This window comes from Pseudomonas typographi, assembly GCF_014694385.1.
Classification (GTDB): Bacteria; Pseudomonadota; Gammaproteobacteria; order Pseudomonadales; family Pseudomonadaceae; genus Aquipseudomonas; species Aquipseudomonas typographi.
On sequence record NZ_JAAOCA010000025.1, the window covers coordinates 20573 to 39418 of the forward strand.

General features: G+C 62.0%; 15 protein-coding genes and 2 tRNA genes. 2 read left to right on the top strand and 15 right to left on the bottom strand.

The genetic code is table 11. From position 1 onward, the window contains the following. Positions 1–19: 19 nt before the first annotated feature. The 8 genes from HAQ05_RS18930 to rnr all read right to left on the bottom strand — a co-directional run bounded on the left by HAQ05_RS18930 (position 20) and on the right by rnr (position 9593). Entirely contained in the window at positions 20–2308 is a 2289-nt protein-coding gene (locus HAQ05_RS18930) for a YgiQ family radical SAM protein (RefSeq protein WP_190423365.1), read from the bottom strand. Between the two features lie 150 nt (positions 2309–2458). Continuing rightward, on the bottom strand, positions 2459–3853 hold the full coding sequence (dnaB, locus tag HAQ05_RS18935; protein ID WP_190423367.1) for a replicative DNA helicase: 1395 nt from the start codon (positions 3851–3853) through the stop codon (positions 2459–2461). Positions 3854–3975: 122 nt separating this feature from the next. Next, the gene (rplI, locus tag HAQ05_RS18940) at positions 3976–4422 is read right to left on the bottom strand and encodes a 50S ribosomal protein L9 (protein WP_190423369.1); all 447 of its coding nucleotides are present in this window, start codon (positions 4420–4422) and stop codon (positions 3976–3978) included. Between the two features lie 21 nt (positions 4423–4443). Continuing rightward, positions 4444–5343, bottom strand: coding sequence for a hypothetical protein (locus HAQ05_RS18945; protein WP_190423371.1), 900 nt, complete (start codon positions 5341–5343; stop codon positions 4444–4446). A 37-nt stretch (positions 5344–5380) separates the two neighbouring features. Continuing rightward, positions 5381–5611 (bottom strand): 30S ribosomal protein S18, encoded by a 231-nt coding sequence (rpsR, locus tag HAQ05_RS18950; RefSeq protein ID WP_040260021.1) that lies wholly within the window; start codon positions 5609–5611, stop codon positions 5381–5383. A gap of 28 nt (positions 5612–5639) precedes the next feature. Next, entirely contained in the window at positions 5640–6065 is a 426-nt protein-coding gene (rpsF, locus tag HAQ05_RS18955; RefSeq protein WP_190423373.1) for a 30S ribosomal protein S6, read from the bottom strand. 175 nt (positions 6066–6240) lie between these two features. Continuing rightward, a complete protein-coding gene (rlmB, locus tag HAQ05_RS18960; RefSeq protein WP_190423375.1) occupies positions 6241–6987 on the bottom strand; it encodes a 23S rRNA (guanosine(2251)-2'-O)-methyltransferase RlmB in 747 nt (248 codons plus the stop codon). Then, positions 6984–9593: a ribonuclease R gene (gene rnr, locus HAQ05_RS18965; protein ID WP_190423377.1), complete on the bottom strand. Its 2610-nt coding sequence runs from the start codon at positions 9591–9593 to the stop codon at positions 6984–6986. The genes rlmB and rnr overlap by 4 nt, the downstream gene beginning before the upstream one ends. A gap of 195 nt (positions 9594–9788) precedes the next feature. On the opposite strand from rnr, the gene HAQ05_RS18970 reads away from it, so the two are divergent. Together HAQ05_RS18970 and HAQ05_RS18975 are read left to right on the top strand one after the other, a co-directional pair. Then, a tRNA-Leu gene (locus HAQ05_RS18970) sits at positions 9789–9875 on the top strand. Between the two features lie 193 nt (positions 9876–10068). Further along, positions 10069–10155, top strand: a tRNA-Leu gene (locus tag HAQ05_RS18975). A 65-nt stretch (positions 10156–10220) separates the two neighbouring features. Here the strand turns inward: HAQ05_RS18975 and HAQ05_RS18980 are convergent. The 7 genes from HAQ05_RS18980 to hfq form a co-directional block, all read right to left on the bottom strand. Continuing rightward, complete coding sequence (locus HAQ05_RS18980; protein WP_190423379.1) at positions 10221–12155, bottom strand: methyl-accepting chemotaxis protein; 1935 nt, start codon at positions 12153–12155, stop codon at positions 10221–10223. Between the two features lie 139 nt (positions 12156–12294). Beyond that, a complete protein-coding gene (locus tag HAQ05_RS18985) occupies positions 12295–13587 on the bottom strand; it encodes an adenylosuccinate synthase (RefSeq protein WP_190423381.1) in 1293 nt (430 codons plus the stop codon). Between the two features lie 64 nt (positions 13588–13651). Further along, entirely contained in the window at positions 13652–14833 is a 1182-nt protein-coding gene (locus tag HAQ05_RS18990; protein ID WP_190423383.1) for an ATP phosphoribosyltransferase regulatory subunit, read from the bottom strand. A gap of 258 nt (positions 14834–15091) precedes the next feature. Then, on the bottom strand, positions 15092–15961 hold the full coding sequence (hflC, locus tag HAQ05_RS18995) for a protease modulator HflC (RefSeq protein ID WP_190423385.1): 870 nt from the start codon (positions 15959–15961) through the stop codon (positions 15092–15094). Next, positions 15961–17133, bottom strand: a complete 1173-nt coding sequence (hflK, locus tag HAQ05_RS19000; protein WP_190423387.1) for an FtsH protease activity modulator HflK — start codon at positions 17131–17133, stop codon at positions 15961–15963. The genes hflC and hflK overlap by 1 nt, the downstream gene beginning before the upstream one ends. A gap of 95 nt (positions 17134–17228) precedes the next feature. Then, positions 17229–18530, bottom strand: coding sequence for a ribosome rescue GTPase HflX (gene hflX, locus HAQ05_RS19005; RefSeq protein ID WP_190423390.1), 1302 nt, complete (start codon positions 18528–18530; stop codon positions 17229–17231). Between the two features lie 21 nt (positions 18531–18551). Beyond that, positions 18552–18812: an RNA chaperone Hfq gene (gene hfq, locus HAQ05_RS19010; RefSeq protein WP_190423392.1), complete on the bottom strand. Its 261-nt coding sequence runs from the start codon at positions 18810–18812 to the stop codon at positions 18552–18554. Between the last annotated feature and the right edge of the window lie 34 nt (positions 18813–18846).

Sequence of the window (18846 nt, forward strand, 5' to 3'; positions counted from 1 at the left end):
ACGCTTTAAGGGCATCGCCTTAACGCGGAATCACCGGCTGGCGCGCCGGGCGCTTCTTGCCTTTGTTGCTTTGCCCCCGCGCCTCTTGCTGGCGGCGCGCCTCGGCGGCGGCGCGGGCTTCTTCACGCTTGCCCCAGGGCTTGCTGCCATCACTGCCACGGGGCGGCAGGCCGGTGTGTTGCGTGAGCAGCACCTGCTGCTTACCCGCTTTAGGGCTGCCTGCCGGGGTCGAGTTCTTGCGCCGCGCACTTTGGTAGCTGTCGGTTTCAGGCTGGTGCGCCGGAATCAACTGGTGCTTGCCCGGGCCAATCAAGTCGGCACGGCCCATGCGCTGTAGCGCCTCGCGCAACAGCGGCCAATTCTTCGCATCGTGGTAACGCAAGAACGCCTTGTGCAACCGGCGCTGCTCTTCGCTCTTGACCACGGTTACCGCTTCGCTTTTGTAGGTGACCTTACGCAGCGGGTTCTTGCCCGAGTGGTACATCGCCGTGGCCGAGGCCATGGGCGAGGGGTAGAACGCCTGCACTTGGTCGGCCCGAAAGCCATTGCCCTTCAGCCACAAGGCCAGGTTCATCATGTCTTCGTCGCGGGTGCCGGGGTGGGCGGCGATGAAGTAGGGAATCAAGTACTGCTCCTTGCCCGCTTCTTTCGAGAATTTCTCGAACATGCGCTTGAAGCGATCATAGGTGCCGATGCCCGGCTTCATCATCTGGTTGAGCGGGCCGTCCTCGGTATGTTCGGGCGCAATCTTCAGGTAGCCGCCCACATGGTGCGTGACCAACTCTTTCACATACTCAGGCGATTCCACCGCCAGGTCGTAGCGCAGGCCCGAGGCAATCAAGACTTTCTTCACCCCTGGCAACCCACGGGCACTGCGATACAACTGGATCAACGCCGAATGGTCGGTGTTGAGGTTTTCACAAATACCCGGGAACACGCAGGAGGGTTTGCGGCAGGCCGCTTCGATTGTTGGGCTTTTGCAGGCGATGCGGTACATGTTGGCGGTGGGGCCACCGAGGTCGGAGATCACGCCGGTAAACCCGGGCACCTTATCGCGGATTTCTTCGATTTCGCGAATGATCGACTCTTCCGAGCGGTTCTGGATGATCCGCCCTTCATGCTCGGTGATCGAGCAAAAGGTGCAGCCGCCAAAGCAGCCACGCATGATGTTCACCGAGAAGCGGATCATTTCGTACGCCGGGATTTTCTGCTTGCCATAGGCCGGGTGCGGCACGCGCGCGTAGGGCATGCCAAACACGTAGTCCATTTCATCGGTGCTCATGGGGATGGCCGGCGGGTTGAACCACACGTCTACCTCACCATGCTTTTGTACCAGCGCCCGGGCGTTGCCTGGGTTGGTTTCCAAGTGCAGCACGCGGTTGGCATGGGCATACAGCACCGGGTCGTTGCGCACTTTCTCGAACGATGGCAGGCGGATAACCGTTCGCTCGCGGGAAAGGCGCGGGTGCGGCAGCAACTCGACCACCTTGGCTTGTTGCGGGTCTTCCTCTGGCCCCTTGGCCTGCTCGATCGCGCAGGCCGCGGTGTCTTGGGTGTTCACGTAGGGGTTGATGATCTTGTCGACACGGCCCGGGCGGTCGATGCGGGTGGAATCGAGCTCGAACCACCCGGCCGGGGTGTCGCGGCGCACGAAGGCGGTGCCGCGGATGTCGGTCATGGTGTGCAAGCCCTCGCCCGCCGCCAGGCGCTGCGCCACTTCCACCACCGCCCGCTCGGCATTGCCGTACAGCAGAATGTCGGCGCAGGCGTCGATCAGGATCGAATGGCGCACTTTGTCTTGCCAGTAATCGTAATGGGCGATGCGTCGTAACGACGCTTCGATGCCGCCCAGCACAATCGGTACGTGCTTGTAGGCTTCCTTGCAGCGCTGGCTATACACCAAGCTGGCGCGGTCCGGGCGGCTGCCGGCTTGGCCGCCGGGGGTGTAGGCATCGTCGGAGCGAATTTTTTTGTCTGCCGTGTAGCGGTTGATCATCGAGTCCATGTTGCCGGCCGCCACGCCGAAGAACAGGTTCGGCTCGCCCAGCTTCATGAAGTCATCCTTGGACTGCCAGTTCGGCTGCGCAATGATGCCCACGCGAAAGCCTTGGGCTTCCAACAACCGGCCGATGATCGCCATGCCGAACGAGGGGTGATCGACGTAGGCATCACCGGTCACGATGATGATGTCGCAGGCATCCCAGCCCAACTGGTCCATTTCTTCCCGGCTCATGGGCAGGAAAGGCGCTGGCCCGAAACATTCGGCCCAGTATTTGGGATAGTCGAACAACGGCGTGGCTGCTTGCATGGCGATGACCGGTTGGAGTGCGAAAGGGCGATGAGTTTTCGCGGCCGCGAAATATAGCACAAAAAATGATCAAATTCTAAACAGCGGCCTGGCAGGGCCTGGCCGGGAAACAGCGATGGGCACGCTTATAGGCCACAAACCGATGTTCGGCTACTCGTCGTCGAACTGGTAACTGCCTGGCGCCAGGTTTTCGAAGCGGGTGTATTTGCCGATGAACGCCAGCCGCACAGTGCCGATAGGGCCGTTACGCTGCTTGCCGATGATGATTTCGGCCACACCCTTGTGTTCGGTTTCGGGGTGGTACACCTCGTCACGGTACACGAACATGATCACGTCGGCGTCCTGCTCGATGGCCCCGGATTCGCGCAAGTCAGAGTTCACCGGGCGTTTGTTGGGGCGTTGTTCCAGCGAGCGGTTCAATTGCGACAGGGCCACCACTGGGCAGTTGAATTCCTTGGCCAACGCCTTGAGCGAGCGGGAGATCTCGGAAATCTCATTGGTGCGGTTGTCGCCACTGGAGCCGGGAATCTGCATCAATTGCAGGTAGTCGACCATGATCATCCCCACCTCACCGTGCTCGCGCACGATGCGCCGCGTGCGGGCGCGCATTTCCGACGGGCTGATGCCCGCCGTGTCGTCGATGAACAACTTGCGGTCATTGAGCAGGTTCACCGCGCTGGTTAACCGCGGCCAATCGTCGTCGTCAAGCTTGCCGCTACGCACCTTGGTCTGGTCGATACGCCCGAGCGAAGAAAGCATACGCATGATCAGCGAGTCGCCGGGCATCTCCAGGGAATACACCAATACTACTTTATCGGTGCGCATCAGCGCGTTCTCGACCAGGTTCATCGCAAAGGTGGTCTTACCCATCGACGGCCGGCCCGCCACGATCACCATGTCGGCCGGCTGCAGGCCGCTGGTCTTGTCGTCGAGGTCGGCGAAGCCGGTGGTCAGGCCGGTGATGGCCGCGTCGGTGTTGAACAACGTGTCGATGCGGTCGATGGCCTTGGCCAATAGCTCATTTACCCCTACCGGGCCGCCGGTTTTGGGGCGCGCTTCGGCGATCTGGAAGATCTGCCGCTCGGCTTCGTCGAGAATCTCACCGGCATTACGGCCTTCCGGGTTGAACGCGCTGTCGGCGATATCGCTGCTGATGCTGATCAGTTGGCGAAGCGTGGCACGCTCGCGCACGATCTGCGCGTAGGCCTTGATGTTGGCCACCGAGGGGGTGTTCTTGGCCAACTCACCGAGGTAGGCCAAGCCACCGACTTGGCTGCTTTGGCCTTCCTTGTCCAGTTGCTCGGACAAGGTCACCACGTCGAAGGGCTGGTTCTGCTCTGCCAGGCGGGCGATGGCCCGGTAGATCAGGCGGTGGTCATGCCGATAAAAATCGCCGTCCGAAACCTGGTCGAGCACGCGTTCATAGGCGTTGTTGTCCAGCATCAAGCCGCCAAGCACCGCTTGTTCGGCCTCGATGGAATGGGGCGGGACCTTCAACGCAGCGGTCTGCAGGTCGAATTGTTCGGGGGTCGATATCTCGTTCATGGCCACAAGAAATTCGGAGTATCAAAAAACAGGGAGGCGCGCACTGCCAAGCAGTTGCGCGCCCCCATGTTATTAGCCAGCAAGCCAGAATACTACCTGCCAGCCTGCAACACTGACGGTAATCAGGCTGCGACGACAACCACGCGAACGGTAGCTTCAACGTCGCTGTGCAGGTGCACGGCAACGTCGTATTCGCCAACGTTACGGATGGTGCCGTTCGGCAGGCGAACTTCCGCCTTGGCCACTTCAACGCCCGAGGCGGTCAACGCATCGGCGATGTCGTGGGTGCCGATCGAACCGAACAGCTTGCCTTCGTCGCCAGCGGTGGCCGTGATGGTCACTTCCAGCTCGGCCAGTTGGGCGGCACGGGTTTCAGCCGAGGTTTTCTTATCGGCAGCGGCTTTTTCCAGCTCGGCGCGGCGGGCTTCGAACGCAGCCAGGTTGGCTTCGGTCGCAACAGTCGCTTTGCGTTGCGGCAGCAGGTAGTTACGGCCGTAACCACCCTTCACATTTACTTTGTCGCCCAGGTTGCCCAGGTTGGCGATTTTTTCCAGCAGGATCAGTTCCATTTGGTATTAACCTCTTAACTTTTAACCTTCACCGTTCGCGGAGTCCTTGTCGGCACCCCCTGCGGGGGCCAGGCGGCCGCGAATATCAATCAGGCTGTCGACAATAGCCACCAACACCAGTACCGGATAGATCGCTTGCAGGAACAGGACCAGCATGATGTACAACCCAACCAGCCAAAAGCGGCGCAGTTTGCCCAGCGCCACCAGCCCGTGAACCAGGGCCAGCGCGGCGAACATCAACGGCACACTGCACAGCGGCGTGAGCATGGCGACCTGGACCCCGAAATTGGGCCCCACCAGCATCAGCGCCAACAGCACCAAGGCCGCGGCACGGGGGATACGCGTGGCGCGAAACTCACGCCCGAACCCACCAGGGTTATACAACACTGCCTGCCAATAGCGGCCCAACATCAGGGCCAACACACTGCCAGCTTGCAACAATGCCGCTATCAAACCGGTGAGTACCGGGGCCACCAACGCCTCCAGGCGCGCCTGCTCCTCCAGCGTAAGCTGTTGGTAGATCCCTTCGAGCGTGCGCGGCATGTGCGTTTGCAGCAACTGCGCCAACTCGTCGATGGGCTCACGGTAAACCGTGCCCAGGATCACGCCATACACCAGGCCAAGCCCAATGCTGGCGAGCAGCACCTGGTGCCAGGGCCGGCCACCGCGCAACAGCGCGGCCAGGCCGAACGAACCGAGCAGCACCATCAGCGTGCGCGGTTCACCGAAATACCACCAAACCAACGCCGGCAGTACTCCCCAGGCCAGAACGCTCAAGGCGTCCTTGGTGCCCCGCCGCAATAGCACAAGGCATACCGCGGCGGCACTCAACCAATACAACAGCGGCAATGCCGCACATCCTGCCACCACCAGGGTGGCCTGCACGCGGCCGCGCATGATGAAATCAGCCAACGGTCGCATGGGTTCTATCCTTCTACTGCGAGTTCAGTGCCTAGTCTCAGCGGCCGTGGCTGTCGGTGTAAGGCAACAGGGCCAGGAAGCGGGCGCGCTTGATAGCGGTAGCCAGCTGACGCTGATAACGAGCCTTGGTACCGGTGATACGGCTTGGAACGATCTTGCCGGTTTCGGATACGTAAGCTTTCAGGGTGTTGAGATCCTTGTAATCGATCTCTTTGACGTTTTCTGCAGTGAAGCGGCAGAATTTACGACGACGGAAGAAACGTGCCATTTAACAGGCTCCTCTAAAGGTCCGTGGATTACTCGTCAGCGTTATCGTTGCTGTCGCTGTTGTCACTGTCGTCGCCATCGGCGCTGTCAGCGTTCTCAGGACGGTCGCGACGCTCACGGCGCTCGCTGCGGTTTTCTTCAGCCTTGAGCATCTCGGACGGGCCGGTAACGGCTTCGTCGCGGCGGATGATCAGGTTACGGATAACGGCATCGTTGTAGCGGAAGTTGTCTTCCAGCTCGGCCAGGGCCTTGCCGGTGCACTCAACGTTCAGCATCACGTAGTGAGCCTTGTGAACATTGTTGATCGCGTAGGCCAATTGACGACGGCCCCAGTCTTCCAGGCGGTGAATCTGGCCGCCGTCTTCTTCGATCAGCTTGGTGTAACGCTCGACCATGCCGCCGACTTGCTCGCTCTGATCCGGGTGGACCAAAAAGATGATTTCGTAATGACGCATGAATGCTCCTTACGGGTTGTAGCCTGCCGCGTGAGCGGTCAGACAAGGAGTTGATGGTTTTTCGTACTTGCCCATGGCGGGGCAGGGCTTGGCCTGCCGCCACGAGCAAGGGGCGCAATTGTAGAGAAGCACCCCTGCTGGCGCAAGCGAATTGGTGATTATTTGAACAGTGGCTTCAGGCCGGAACGCGCCGCTGGCGAACCGCCTCGAACAGGCACACCCCGGCCGCCACCGAGACGTTCAGGCTGCTGACACTGCCGGCCATCGGCAACTTCACCAGGTAGTCGCAATGCTCGCGGGTTAACCGGCGCATGCCCTTGCCCTCGGCGCCCATCACCATCACCAGCGGCCCCTTGAGGTCCTGATCGTAGATCAGGGTGGTTGCTTCACCGGCCGTACCCACCACCCACAAACCACGTTGCTGGAGTTTTTCAAGGGTGCGCGCCAGGTTGGTCACCGCCACCAGCGGCACCACTTCGGCGGCACCGCAGGCCACTTTGCGTACCACAGGGGTGAGGGTCGCGGATTTATCCTTGGGTACGATCACCGCGGCCACCCCAGCCGCATCGGCACTGCGCAGGCAGGCACCGAGGTTGTGCGGGTCCGTTACGCCATCGAGCACCAGCAGCAACGGCGCCCCTTCGGCGCGTTCGAGCAGTTCCTCGAGCATGGCCTCGCCCCACACCTGGCTGGGGCTCACGTCGGCCACCACGCCTTGGTGCACGCCATCCACCCAGCCGTCCAGCTCCTTGCGGTCGGCGTGCTCCAGCGTTACCCGGTGCTGTGCCGCCAGGCTTAACAATGCCTGCAGGCGCGGTTCGCTGCGCCCTTCGGACAACCAGATGTGTTTTACCCGCTTGGGGTGGTGGCGCAGCAAGGCTTCGATGGCGTGCACACCGTAGATTTTTTCCAGCGTGCTCATGCCTTGCCCTTGCGTGCCGTAGCCTTCGCTGGCCCCTTGCGGTGCTTGGGTGCTTTACCGTCGGCCTTCTTGCCGGTCGCCGGCTTGTCGCCACCGTGCTTGGCCTCGGCCATCAGGGCCTTCTTCATTTCTCGGCTCTTGCGCAATTCGGTATTGCTGGCCACCGCATGGGAGGAATGGTAGGCATCGGCCAGGGCCGGGTCGCCGCCACTTTTGCGCTTGCGCGGGGTGGGTGTGGCGTCGGCAGGCTTGGCCGCCGCGGGGGCGGAAGTGGCGGCGGGTTCGCTGGCAGGCAAGGCAGCGCCCGGCGCCTCGGCCTTTTTCCCGCGGCCCTTGCGGGTGCCAGGGCTGGCCACCGACTGCTCGGCCAGTTCGAAATCGATCTTGCGCTCGTCGAGGTCAACGCGCATCACCTTGACTTGCACGCTGTCGCCCAAGCGGAAGGTGCGCCCGCTGCGCTCGCCGGTCAGGCGGTGGTGCACCTGGTCATAGTGGTAGTAATCCCCCGGCAATGCCGAGACATGCACCAGCCCTTCGACGTAGATGTCTTTGAGTTCCACGAACAGCCCGAAACCGGTGGTGGCCGTAATCACGCCAGGGAAGGTTTCGCCCACCCGGTCGCGCATGAATTCGCACTTAAGCCAGTTGACCACGTCACGGGTGGCCTCGTCGGCGCGCCGCTCGGTCATCGAGCACTGCTCACCCAGTTGCTCCAGCGCTGCCTCGTCATAGGGGTACAGGCGCGCCTTGGGTACGCTCGCCGCGCCAGCACGCACGACGTGTGGGGTTTCCCGCCGCGAGCGGATCACGCTGCGGATCGCACGGTGCGTCAGCAGGTCTGGGTAGCGGCGGATCGGCGACGTGAAGTGAGTGTAGGCGTCGTAGTTCAGGCCGAAGTGGCCATTGTTCTCACAGGTGTACACCGCCTGGCTCAGCGAACGCAGCATCACCGTTTGGATCAACTGGAAGTCTGGGCGGTCTTTGATCGATTGCAGCAGTTGCTGGTAGTCCTTGGGCGTTGGGCCATCCTTGCCCTTGTGCAGGGCCAAGCCCAACTCGCCCAGGAACGTGCGTAGTTTTTCCAGGCGCTCCGGCGGCGGGCCGTCGTGCACCCGGTACAACGCGGGGATTTCATGCTTGCTGAGGAACTCGGCGGTCGCCACGTTGGCGGCCAGCATGCACTCTTCGATCAGCTTGTGCGCATCGTTGCGCTGGGTGGGACGGATCTCCGCGATCTTGCGCTCGGCACCGAAGATAATCCGCGTTTCCTGGGTTTCGAAGTCGATAGCGCCACGCACATGGCGCGCGTCAACCAGCACCTTGTACAGCGCATGCAGTTGCTTGAGGTGCGGCAGCACTTCGGCGTATTCGTCGCGCAGGCCGCGGGCTTCGGCGCTGCGCGCAGGCTCCAGCAGGGTGCTGACCTTGTTATAGGTCAACCGCGCGTGGGAATGGATCACCGCTTCGTAAAACTTGTAGTCGACCATTTGGCCGGTTTTATTGATGGTCATTTCACAGACCATCGCCAGGCGGTCTACGTGCGGGTTCAGCGAGCACAGCCCATTGGATAATTCCTCGGGCAGCATCGGCACCACACGCTCGGGAAAGTACACCGAGTTACCGCGCACTTGCGCTTCGTCATCGAGCGCCGAGCCGACCCTCACGTAGCTGGATACGTCGGCGATGGCCACATAAAGCCGCCATCCGCCGGAGAACAGCTTGAGCTTGCCCAATGGCTCGCAAAACACGGCGTCGTCGAAGTCGCGAGCGTCTTCGCCGTCGATGGTCACGAACGGCAGTTGGCGCAGGTCGACACGGTTTTCCTTATGCTTGTCCTCGACGAAGGGCTTGAGCTTGCGCGCTTCTTTCTCAACCGCCTCGGGCCAAACGTGGGGGATATCGTAGCTGCGCAGTGCCACGTCGATTTCCATGCCCGGCGCCATGTAGTTGCCCAGCACTTCAACGACGTCGCCCTGCGCCTGGAAACGCTGGGTGGGCCAGTGGGTGATCTTGATCTCGACGAACTGGCCGATTTTCGCGCCGTTGTTACGGCCCTGGGTCACCAGCACTTCCTGCTGCACCTTGGGGTTGTCCGGCTGAACAAAGCCGATGCCGCCCTCTTCGAAATAGCGCCCCACGATCGACTCATGGGCCCGGCTGACCACTTCGACCAGCATGCCTTCGCGGCGCCCGCGCCGGTCGGTGCCCGACACCCGCGCCAAGGCGCGGTCGCCGTCGAATACCAGGCGCATTTGCACCGGGCTCAGGAACAGGTCGGCACTGCCGTCGTCGGGGATGAGAAAACCGAACCCGTCGCGGTGGCCACTGACCCGCCCGGCGATCAGGTCCAGCTTATCGACCGGCGCGTAGGTACCGCGGCGGGTGAAGATCAACTGGGCGTCACGCTCCATCGCCCGCAGCCGGCGGCGCAAGGCTTCGATCTGGTCTTCACTGCCCAGGCCGAACTCTTCGACCAATTGCTCGCGACTGGCCGGCGAACCACGATCGGCAAGGTGCTTGAGGATCAGTTCACGGCTGGGGATGGGGTTATCGTATTTTTCCGCCTCGCGAGCGGCCTCGGGGTCGAGGGACTGCCAATCGGCCATTAGTCAGTATTCACCTTGTATAGTTAGCGGTTAGTGTGGCATACGCGCATTGAAACCGGAAATGCCAGGGTTAAACAGCCCTGCCAAGGGTGGCGCGGCCCGGCCCTACCCTGCAGCAATTTTTTTTGCGTTCAGGGGTTTACAGCCTAAAACCCGCTCCGTATAGTGCGCGCCATCGACGCAATGCGTCGGTTTGCCCAGATGGTGAAATTGGTAGACACGCCAGCTTCAGGTGCTGGTGACCTTACGGTCGTGGAAGTTCGAGTCTTCTTCTGGGCACCAATTTCAAGCAATGTTCTCATTTGAACGTTGCACTTAAAAGCCCGCGAAAGCGGGTTTTTGCGTTCAAGGGTTCGTATAACGGTATGGGCTGGCACCGCCGGGGCTCTCTCGAAGTTTGCCGGCGGGGCTTTACAGGGCATTTAAGCCGCCGTATAGTGCGCGCCATCGAAAGGCCCCAAGCATTTTTCGATGAGCCCAGGTGGTGAAATTGGTAGACACGCCAGCTTCAGGTGCTGGTGACCTTACGGTCGTGGAAGTTCGAGTCTTCTCCTGGGCACCAATTCATAGGTAACGGCCGAATATGGCTTTACCCCCAAAAAGCCCGCTTAAGCGGGCTTTTTGCATTCAGGCGCGGAACTGCCCCAGGCTGGTTTTCAACTGCGCGGCCAGGCCATCGAGCACTTGGCTGCTGGCGGTGGTTTCCATCACCACCTTGGCCGATCGCTCGGCCTGGGCATGAATCACTTCCACGCGCCCTTTCACCGCCTGGGCGCCCCGGGCCTGATGTTCGGCGGCCTGGGTGGCCAAGCCGATCGCGGCGTGGATTTCTTCTACCGAGGCCTGCACGGCCTGCTGTAACCGCGCACTGTCGCGTAGCACCAGCAAGCCTTCGCTGGCCTGGCGCCCAGCCTGGTTGATGGCCGCCACCGCCTCCTTGGCGCCACTTTGCAGGGCACCGATATGGGCCTGGATATCGCCGGTAGAGCTTTGCGTCTTGCTCGCCAGCGCCCGCACTTCATCGGCCACCACCGCAAAGCCACGGCCTGTTTCGCCGGCACGGGCTGCCTCGATGGCAGCGTTGAGCGCCAGCAAGTTGGTTTGCTCGGCAATGCCATGGATCACTTCCAGTACCACTTCGATCTGCTGGCTTTGCTCGGCGAGGCGCTCGATCACCTTGGACCCGGTATGCACCTGCCCCGCCAAGGCTTCGATCAGCGTGCCCACTTGGTTGGCGGCCTGGGTGGTTTGGTCCGTCGCCTGGCGGATCTCCACCACCTGCGCCAGGGCCGCTTGCATCGCCACGCTTTCCGCCTGGGCCTGGTCGGCCATGGTCGAAAGCGCCTGCAAGCTCGCCGCCACTTCATCACGCTGGCGCGTGGCGGCCGCATCGGCACCGGCGTTGCGCTGGGCCATGGCGTTGATCTCGACGCCCGTGCGCTGGGCCACTTCCCCCGCTTCGCGAACGATGGGTTGCAATTTCGCCACGAAACGGTTCACAGCACCGGCCATTTCGCCGATTTCATCGCGGCTATCTAGGCTTATACGGCGGGTAAGGTCGCCCTCGCCCGCGGCCAAGTCGTCCAATGCCCCAATCAATAGGCGCAATTTGCTGACCACGCGCCGGCCCAATACCACCGCCACCACCAGTAGTACGGCAATGCCCACCAGTGCCAGGCCCACGCCAATGCGCCAGCGCAGCAACCCAGCCGCCTCAGCCACAGCACTATGGGTATTGGCCTGCATGGCGGTGGCGCCACTTTGCGCCACCTGCAAGCGGTCACGCAGCGCCTTGCTGCTTTGCGTCGCCGCGGCGGCAACGCTCTGGCCGACCAAACGGTCACTGCTGTCGATCAGCGCGGTGAAACGGTTGTTCAGGTCGGCTACCTGGGCATCCACGGCGGCTGTGGACACGCCCATGAGCACCTTGCCGATTTCTATCCCGTTCGGGCTAATCGGTTGCTCGACGTAATACACCGCAGGGTCGTTACGCGCGGCATCCAGGGCTTTGTCCAGCGCCCGCTCGCCGTTGCCCCTGGCGACCAACGCCTGGTTGATGGCGTTCTCACGGTTCAGGTAGCGTGTTAAGTGCGCGCCTTGGGCGTCGTCGTAGACCACGAACAGCACATTGGGGTTACGCTGCGCGCGCCGGGCGAATTCGCTCAGGGTTGGGATGTCGTTATCCCACATCGCCCTGGGCGCCACCGATGCCAACAACATCGCCATGTCATTGGCCGAGTCTTTGAGGTTCTGTTCGAGGGTGGCGCGCATTTGCTGCTGCTCTTGCTGCAGGCGCGCCGTCAGCCCGCTGGCCAGGCTTTGCCGGGTGTCGGCCGAAAGCTTGTCCAGGCCCGCGCTCACCTCGGCGCTGGCTTGGTCCAGCTCATCGGTCAAGCGCTGGCTGTCGGCGCCCATACGTTGGCCCAAGTCTTGTTCCAAGGCCCCCACCGTGCTCCGGGTAAGGGCGACGGCCACGATCACTTGCACCAAAAGCGCGATGCCCAAGGCAATGAATACAGGCCGCAGCAAGCGGCTACGCAGCAATGAGAGAACGGCCGACACGGTAGAATCCTCGCGGAATGCGCCATCAAAATAATGGCCATACGTTCGGCACTCTACACAGCAAACACCATGCCGTTGCGGTGGGCATGAACGACAAAAGGCACCCGCGGGTGCCTTTTATGTTGAAGCCCGGTCGATATCAGGCGAACGGATGGCGCAGCACGATGGTTTCGTTGCGGTCCGGCCCGGTGGAAATAATATCGATCGGGGCGCCCAGCAGCACTTCCAAACGCTGGATGTAGGCTACGGCGTTGCCCGGCAACTCTTCCAACGACTTCGCGCCCAAAGTGCTCTCGCTCCAGCCGGGCACTTCTTCGTACACCGGCACCAGGCCGAGGTAGCTGTCGGCATCGGTCGGCGCATCGATCACTTCGCCCGCTTCGTTCTGGTAGCCCACGCACACACGAATGGTTTCCAGGCCGTCGAGCACATCGAGCTTGGTCAGGCACAGGCCAGAAATACTGTTGATTTCGATGGCACGGCGCAGGATCACCGCATCGAACCAACCGCAGCGGCGTGCCCGGCCGGTGGTAGCACCGAACTCATGGCCACGCTTGGCCAGGTAGGCGCCAGTGTCGTCGAACAATTCGGTCGGAAAAGGGCCAGAGCCTACCCGGGTGGTGTACGCCTTGGTGATGCCGAGGATGTAATCCAAGTACATCGGGCCGAAGCCGGAACCGGTGGAAATACCGCCCGCGGTGGTGTTGGAACTGGTTACGAACGGGTAGGTGCCGTGGTCGATGTCCAGCAGCGAGCCCTGGGCGCCTTCGAACATGATGTCTTTATCGGCCTTGCGCAGCGCGTGCAGTTGGGCAGTCACGTCTTGCATCATCGGTTCGAGTTCGTCAGCATAGGCCATGCACTGGTCGAGCGTGGCCTGGAAGTCGATCGGCTCTTCCTTGTAGTAATTGACCAGCACGAAGTTGTGGTAGTCGAGCAGTTCTCCGAGCTTGGCGGCAAAGCGCTCGCGGTGGAACAGGTCGCCCACGCGCAGGCCGCGGCGTGCGACTTTGTCTTCGTATGCCGGGCCGATGCCGCGGCCGGTGGTGCCGATTTTGTGCTCACCGCGGGCCTTCTCACGGGCTTGGTCCAGGGCTACGTGGTACTGCAGAATCAACGGGCAGGCCGGGCTGATGCGCAAGCGCTCGCGCACGGGTACGCCTTTTTCTTCGAGCTTGGTGATTTCGCGCAGCAGTGCGTCAGGCGCCACCACCACACCGTTGCCGATCAGGCATTGCACGCCCTCGCGCAGGATACCAGAGGGGATCAGGTGCAGAACGGTCTTCTCGCCGTCGATCACCAGGGTGTGGCCAGCATTGTGGCCACCCTGATAACGCACTACGGCGGCAGCATGCTCGGTCAAGAGATCGACGATCTTGCCTTTGCCCTCATCACCCCATTGGGTGCCCAGGACCACGACATTCTTACCCATAACACTTGTCCTCATTCGCGCAAACTTGGTGCTGGCCATCAGGGCCGGCAGGGAACCTGTTCAATCAAAGGGCAGCGACTTGCCACTGCCCGGCTTGCAAAATCAATTGGCGGTCGCAGTCGGCCTGGCGCGCGGCGGCGGCCGGCTGGCCAGGCAGGGCCTGGACCACGCGTAGGCCTTCGGCACGCAACTGGCGCACCACTTGCCACAGGGCCGCGTCGGTGCTGTCTGGCGCCCAGATACCGCCACAGGGCAACTCGACCAGCGCGCTGCCCCACGTCACCAGGCTGCGCAAGTCGGTCGAAAACCCCGTGGCGGGGCGCGCCCGGCCAAAGTCGGCGCCAATATCGTCATAACGCCCACCTTGGGCGATGGAACCGCCGCTGCCAGGTACGAAGGCGGCGAATACCATGCCGGTGTGGTAGTGGTAACCACGCAGCTCGCCCAGGTCGAAGTACAGCGGCAAGCCTGGGAAACGCACCGACAGGCGCTCGGCAATGTCGAGTAATTCGTCCAAGGCCGCCAACACCGGCGACGGGGCGCGCGCCAACACCTGGCGCGCTTCGCCGAGCACTTCGCGGCCGCCGCACAGGTTGACCAACGCGCGCAACATACCGGCCAAGTCTGCCGGCAAATGCGCGGTCAGCTCGGTCACTTCGTCTATGGCTTTGCGTTGCAGCGCATCGAACAACTGTTGCTCGGTATCTCCCGGCAACCCGGCGGCACGCGCCAGGCCCCGGTATATGCCCACGTGGCCCAGATCCATATGGACGCCAGGCACCTGCCACAGTTCGAGCATCGCCAGCATCAGGCTGACGATTTCGACATCGCTGCTGGTGCTGGCATCGCCATACAGCTCGGCGCCCAATTGGATAGGGCTGCGCGAAGTCGCCAGCGCCCGTGGCTTGGCATGCAGCACGCTGCCCGCATAGCACAGGCGGGTCGGCCCCTTGCGGCCCAGCGAGTGCGCGTCTATACGCGCCACTTGCGGCGTGATGTCAGCGCGAAAACCCATTTGCCGGCCAGAGAGGGGGTCGACGACCTTGAAGGTGCGAAGGTCCAGGTCCTGGGACGCGCCGGTAAGCAGCGATTCCAAGTATTCGATATGCGGGGTTACCACCAGCTCATAGCCCCAGCTCTGGAACAGGTCCAACACCTGGCGGCGCGCTGCCTCGATGCGCGCCGCCTCAGGCGGCAGTATTTCTTCGATACCATCCGGCAATAGCCAGCGGTCAACCGTTGCCATTACGCCAATCCCCTCAATCCGGGCGGCCAAACCTTTGGCCTGGCCTTTTGTGAAGCAGGCAAAAGCCCCGGCGCTGGCCTGTTGATAGCGAGCGCAACCCAGGGCCCATACCCTCGAAATGTTCACCGGGCCGTTGCCATCGAGGCATTCAAACCCGCAGACGCAAAAAAGCCGGGAATTTCCCGGCTGCCGCATCATACACACGTTTTGCCGAACGATCACCCCACCCGGCGGCTGAACCGCCCAGTGGGGCTGCGCTCAGGGCCTGGCCTTTTCCATGTAGCGGAAGAAGTCACTCTTCGGATCGAGCACCAGCACATCGTTCTTGCTGTTGAAGCCGTCGCGGTAGGCCTGCAGGCTACGGTAGAAACCGTAGAATTCAGGGTCTTGCGAATAGGCCTTGGCATAGATCGCGGTTGCCTGGGCGTCGCCATCGCCGCGCACTTCCTCGGATTCACGATAGGCCTCGGCCAGCAGTACACGGCGCTGGCGGTCGGCGTCGGCACGAATACCCTCGGCCAATTCGTTACCCTTGGCGCGGTGCTCGCGCGCCTCGCGCTCACGTTCGGTGCTCATGCGTTCGAACACGCTGCGGTTGACTTCCTTGGGCAGGTCGATGGCCTTGACACGCACGTCCAGCACTTCGATGCCCAGTTCCTGGTTGGCCATGCGATTGAGCGACGTGGTGATGTCGGCCATCACCTTGTCGCGTTCGCCCGACACCGCATCGTGCAAAGTGCGCTTGCCAAACTGGTCGCGCAGGCCTGACTCGAGCCGGCGCGCCAAGCGTTCGTCGGCGATCTGTTTCATACCCGAAGTAGCAGTGTAGAAACGCTCGGCGTCCTTGACCCGCCACTTGGCGTAGGCGTCGACCATCACGGCCTTCTTCTCTAGCGTCAAGAAGCGCTGGGTGGGGGCGTCGAGGGTCATCAGGCGGGCGTCGAACTTGCGCACCTGGTTGATCACCGGGATTTTGACGTGCAGGCCAGGAGGTACGTCGGCTTCGACCACACGGCCGAATTGCAGCATCACGGCGCGCTCGGTTTCGAGAACGATGTAGAAACTGTTCCAGGCCACGATCGCCAGCACAACGGCGACGACCAGGGCGATCACGGATTTGTTGCCCATCAGCGGCTCTCCCTCGTACGCACGTCACGCTGCTGCTGTTGCAGGTCGGCACCGGCATGGGCCCCGGCATCGGCGGAGCCGGGCGCCGATGATGCCGACGGCGGTGCGCTGCGCGATTTTTCGATCATCTTGTCGAGGGGCAGGTACAACAGGTTTTGCCCCTTGTCGCCATTGACCAGGACCTTGCTGGTGTTGCTGTAAACCTCTTGCATGGTGTCGAGGTACAGGCGTTCGCGGGTCACGTCCGGGGCCTTGCGGTATTCAACAAGCAATTTGCTGAAGCGGTCGGCTTCACCCTTGGCCCGGGCCACGACTTCGTCGCGGTAGCCGTTGGCGTCTTCGATAATCCGCTGCGCCTGGCCCCGAGCCTCGGGCACCACGCCGTTGGCGTAGGTTTCGGCCTGGTTGCGCGAGCGTTGTTCGTCTTCACGGGCACGGATCACATCGTCGAACGCTTCCTGGACCTCACGCGGCGCGGCGGCGCTTTGCACGTTGACCTGCGTCACGGTGATACCGGTACGGTAGGTGTCGAGGAAGCGCTGTAGGCGTTCCTTGATCTCAACGGCCATTTGCTCGCGGCCCTCGGTGAGCACCTGGTCCATCGCCGTGGAGCCCACCACATGGCGCAGGGCGCTTTCGGTGGCATGCTGCAGGCTGATCTCGGGCTGGTCGACGTTGAGCACGAAGTCACGCAGGTTGGTGATCCGGTATTGCACGGTCAGCGGCACCTCGACGATGTTCTCGTCTTCGGTGAGCATTTGCCCCTGCTTGGTATAGGCCCGCTCGCGCGTGACGTTCTCCATGTACTTGCGGTCGATGGGCGGGAAATAGATATGCAACCCGGCACCCACGGTTTCGTAGTACTTGCCCAACCGCAACACCACCGCCTGCTCTTGTTCGTCTACCACGTACACGGCGCTGTATAACCAGATGGCCGCCAGCACCGCCAGGCCAATACCCAGCAAGCCGAAACCGCCACCCTTGGGCGCACCGCCGCCTGAGCCGGACCCTCGTTTTTTTTTGCCACCGAACAACCCGTTCAGGCTCTCCTGCAGCTTGCGGAAGGCTTCATCGAGGTCCGGTGGCCCCTTGCGGTCACCGCCGCCACCACCGCGACGACCACCCCAGGGATCCTGGTTGTTCGAATTGCCACCCGGCTCATTCCAAGCCATAGCGCTCTCCATCTTATAAAGCAAAGACGCGCCCACGGCGCGCCGGCCAATGCTACAGAATGCCTGCCCCCCGGCCAAACGGCGGCGAAAGGCTTTTATTGCAAAGTGTGTTGCTCTATGAATATTTCGGGCTCCATCCCTTCACGGCTGACCAAACGGTTAAGTTCCACCCGCGGCAAACGCACCGCCAGCACACTCGCGCCTATAGCGTCGTGGTGCTCGCTCTGCACCGCCCCGAGGGCAAAAAACTGAGCGCGTAAACGCCCCAGGTGCTGGGGCAAGCATAGGGTCCCGACGAACAAGTCGTGGCCGAGCAATTCGGCAATGGCCTGCTCGAGCAGTTCCAAACCCCGGCCGTCGCGGGCCGACAACCATACCCGCTGCGGCTTGCCGTCTTCGCCGCGCTGGATCTGCGGCTCGACGCTCTGCAGCAGGTCGAGTTTGTTGTACACCTCCAGGATCGGCAAGCCTTCGGCACCGATCTCGCCAAGCACCGCCAATACCTGCTCGATTTGCGCCTGGCGCTCCGGCTCATGCGCGTCGATCACATGAACCAGCAAATCGGAGTTGCTCGATTCCTCGAGGGTGGCCCGAAACGCTTCGACCAGTTTGTGCGGCAAGTGCCGAATGAACCCCACCGTGTCGGCCAGCACAATCGGGCCGAGGTCTGCCAGCTCAAGCCGCCGCAGGGTAGGGTCAAGGGTGGCGAACAACTGGTCCGCCGCGTAAACCTGCGCCTGGGTAACGGCATTGAAGAGGGTCGATTTGCCGGCGTTGGTATAGCCGACCAGCGAAACCGATGGGATATCCGCGCGCCGCCGCCCTCGCCGGGCCTGCTCTCGCTGGCTGCGGACCTTCTCCAAGCGCCCTTTGATCTGGCGCAGGCGCACCCGCAACAGGCGGCGGTCGGTTTCGAGTTGGGTTTCACCCGGCCCACGCAGGCCAATACCCCCTTTTTGCCGCTCAAGGTGGGTCCAGCCACGGACCAGCCGGGTGCTCATGTGTTCAAGCTGAGCCAGCTCGACCTGCAGCTTACCCTCGTGGGTACGGGCACGCTGGGCGAAGATGTCGAGGATCAGGCCGGTACGGTCGATCACCCGGCACTCGAAGGCACGCTCCAGGTTGCGTTCCTGGCTCGGCGTAAGGGTATGGTTGAAGATGACCAGGTCAGCTTCCTCGGCTTTGACCAGGTCGCGCAACTCCTCAACCTTGCCACTGCCGATCAGGTACTTGGCGGTGGGCTGATGCCGCGAAACGCTGATGAAAGCGATCGTGTCGGCACCGGCGGACACTGCCAGTTCCTGAAACTCCTGCGGATCTTCACGCGCCTCAGGGTCTTGACCTTCCAGGTGAACGAGGACAGCACGTTCACCGCCACCGTGGCGCTCGAAGAACAAAGCAGGCTCCTATAGTGTGGATCAGGCGTTGCCCGATTCCGATTCGCTTTGGTCGGCATCACTGGCGCTCGGCAGGCGAATGGGGCGTACCGGCACGACTGTGGAGATCGCGTGCTTGTAGACCATCTGGCTGACGGTATTTTTCAACAGGATAACGAACTGGTCGAAGGACTCGATGGTGCCTTGCAGTTTGATGCCATTGACGAGGTAGATCGACACGCCGACCTTCTCTTTTCGCAAAGTATTCAAGTAAGGGTCTTGTAGCGAATGCCCTTTTGACATGTGCCGCACTCCTTTAAGGTTCAGTAATAAAAAC

Bases quoted from the DNA above. Each gene is read 5' to 3' on its own strand.
- HAQ05_RS18930 (WP_190423365.1), bottom strand. From the start codon at position 2,308: ATGCAAGCAGCCACGCCGTTGTTCGACTATCCCAAATACTGGGCCGAA.
- dnaB (WP_190423367.1), bottom strand. From the start codon at position 3,853: ATGAACGAGATATCGACCCCCGAACAATTCGACCTGCAGACCGCTGCG.
- rplI (WP_190423369.1), bottom strand. From the start codon at position 4,422: ATGGAACTGATCCTGCTGGAAAAAATCGCCAACCTGGGCAACCTGGGC.
- HAQ05_RS18945 (WP_190423371.1), bottom strand. From the start codon at position 5,343: ATGCGACCGTTGGCTGATTTCATCATGCGCGGCCGCGTGCAGGCCACC.
- rpsR (WP_040260021.1), bottom strand. From the start codon at position 5,611: ATGGCACGTTTCTTCCGTCGTCGTAAATTCTGCCGCTTCACTGCAGAA.
- rpsF (WP_190423373.1), bottom strand. From the start codon at position 6,065: ATGCGTCATTACGAAATCATCTTTTTGGTCCACCCGGATCAGAGCGAG.
- rlmB (WP_190423375.1), bottom strand. From the start codon at position 6,987: ATGAGCACGCTGGAAAAAATCTACGGTGTGCACGCCATCGAAGCCTTG.
- rnr (WP_190423377.1), bottom strand. From the start codon at position 9,593: ATGGCCGATTGGCAGTCCCTCGACCCCGAGGCCGCTCGCGAGGCGGAA.
- HAQ05_RS18985 (WP_190423381.1), bottom strand. From the start codon at position 13,587: ATGGGTAAGAATGTCGTGGTCCTGGGCACCCAATGGGGTGATGAGGGC.
- HAQ05_RS18990 (WP_190423383.1), bottom strand. From the start codon at position 14,833: ATGGCAACGGTTGACCGCTGGCTATTGCCGGATGGTATCGAAGAAATA.
- hflC (WP_190423385.1), bottom strand. From the start codon at position 15,961: ATGGGCAACAAATCCGTGATCGCCCTGGTCGTCGCCGTTGTGCTGGCG.
- hflK (WP_190423387.1), bottom strand. From the start codon at position 17,133: ATGGCTTGGAATGAGCCGGGTGGCAATTCGAACAACCAGGATCCCTGG.
- hfq (WP_190423392.1), bottom strand. From the start codon at position 18,812: ATGTCAAAAGGGCATTCGCTACAAGACCCTTACTTGAATACTTTGCGA.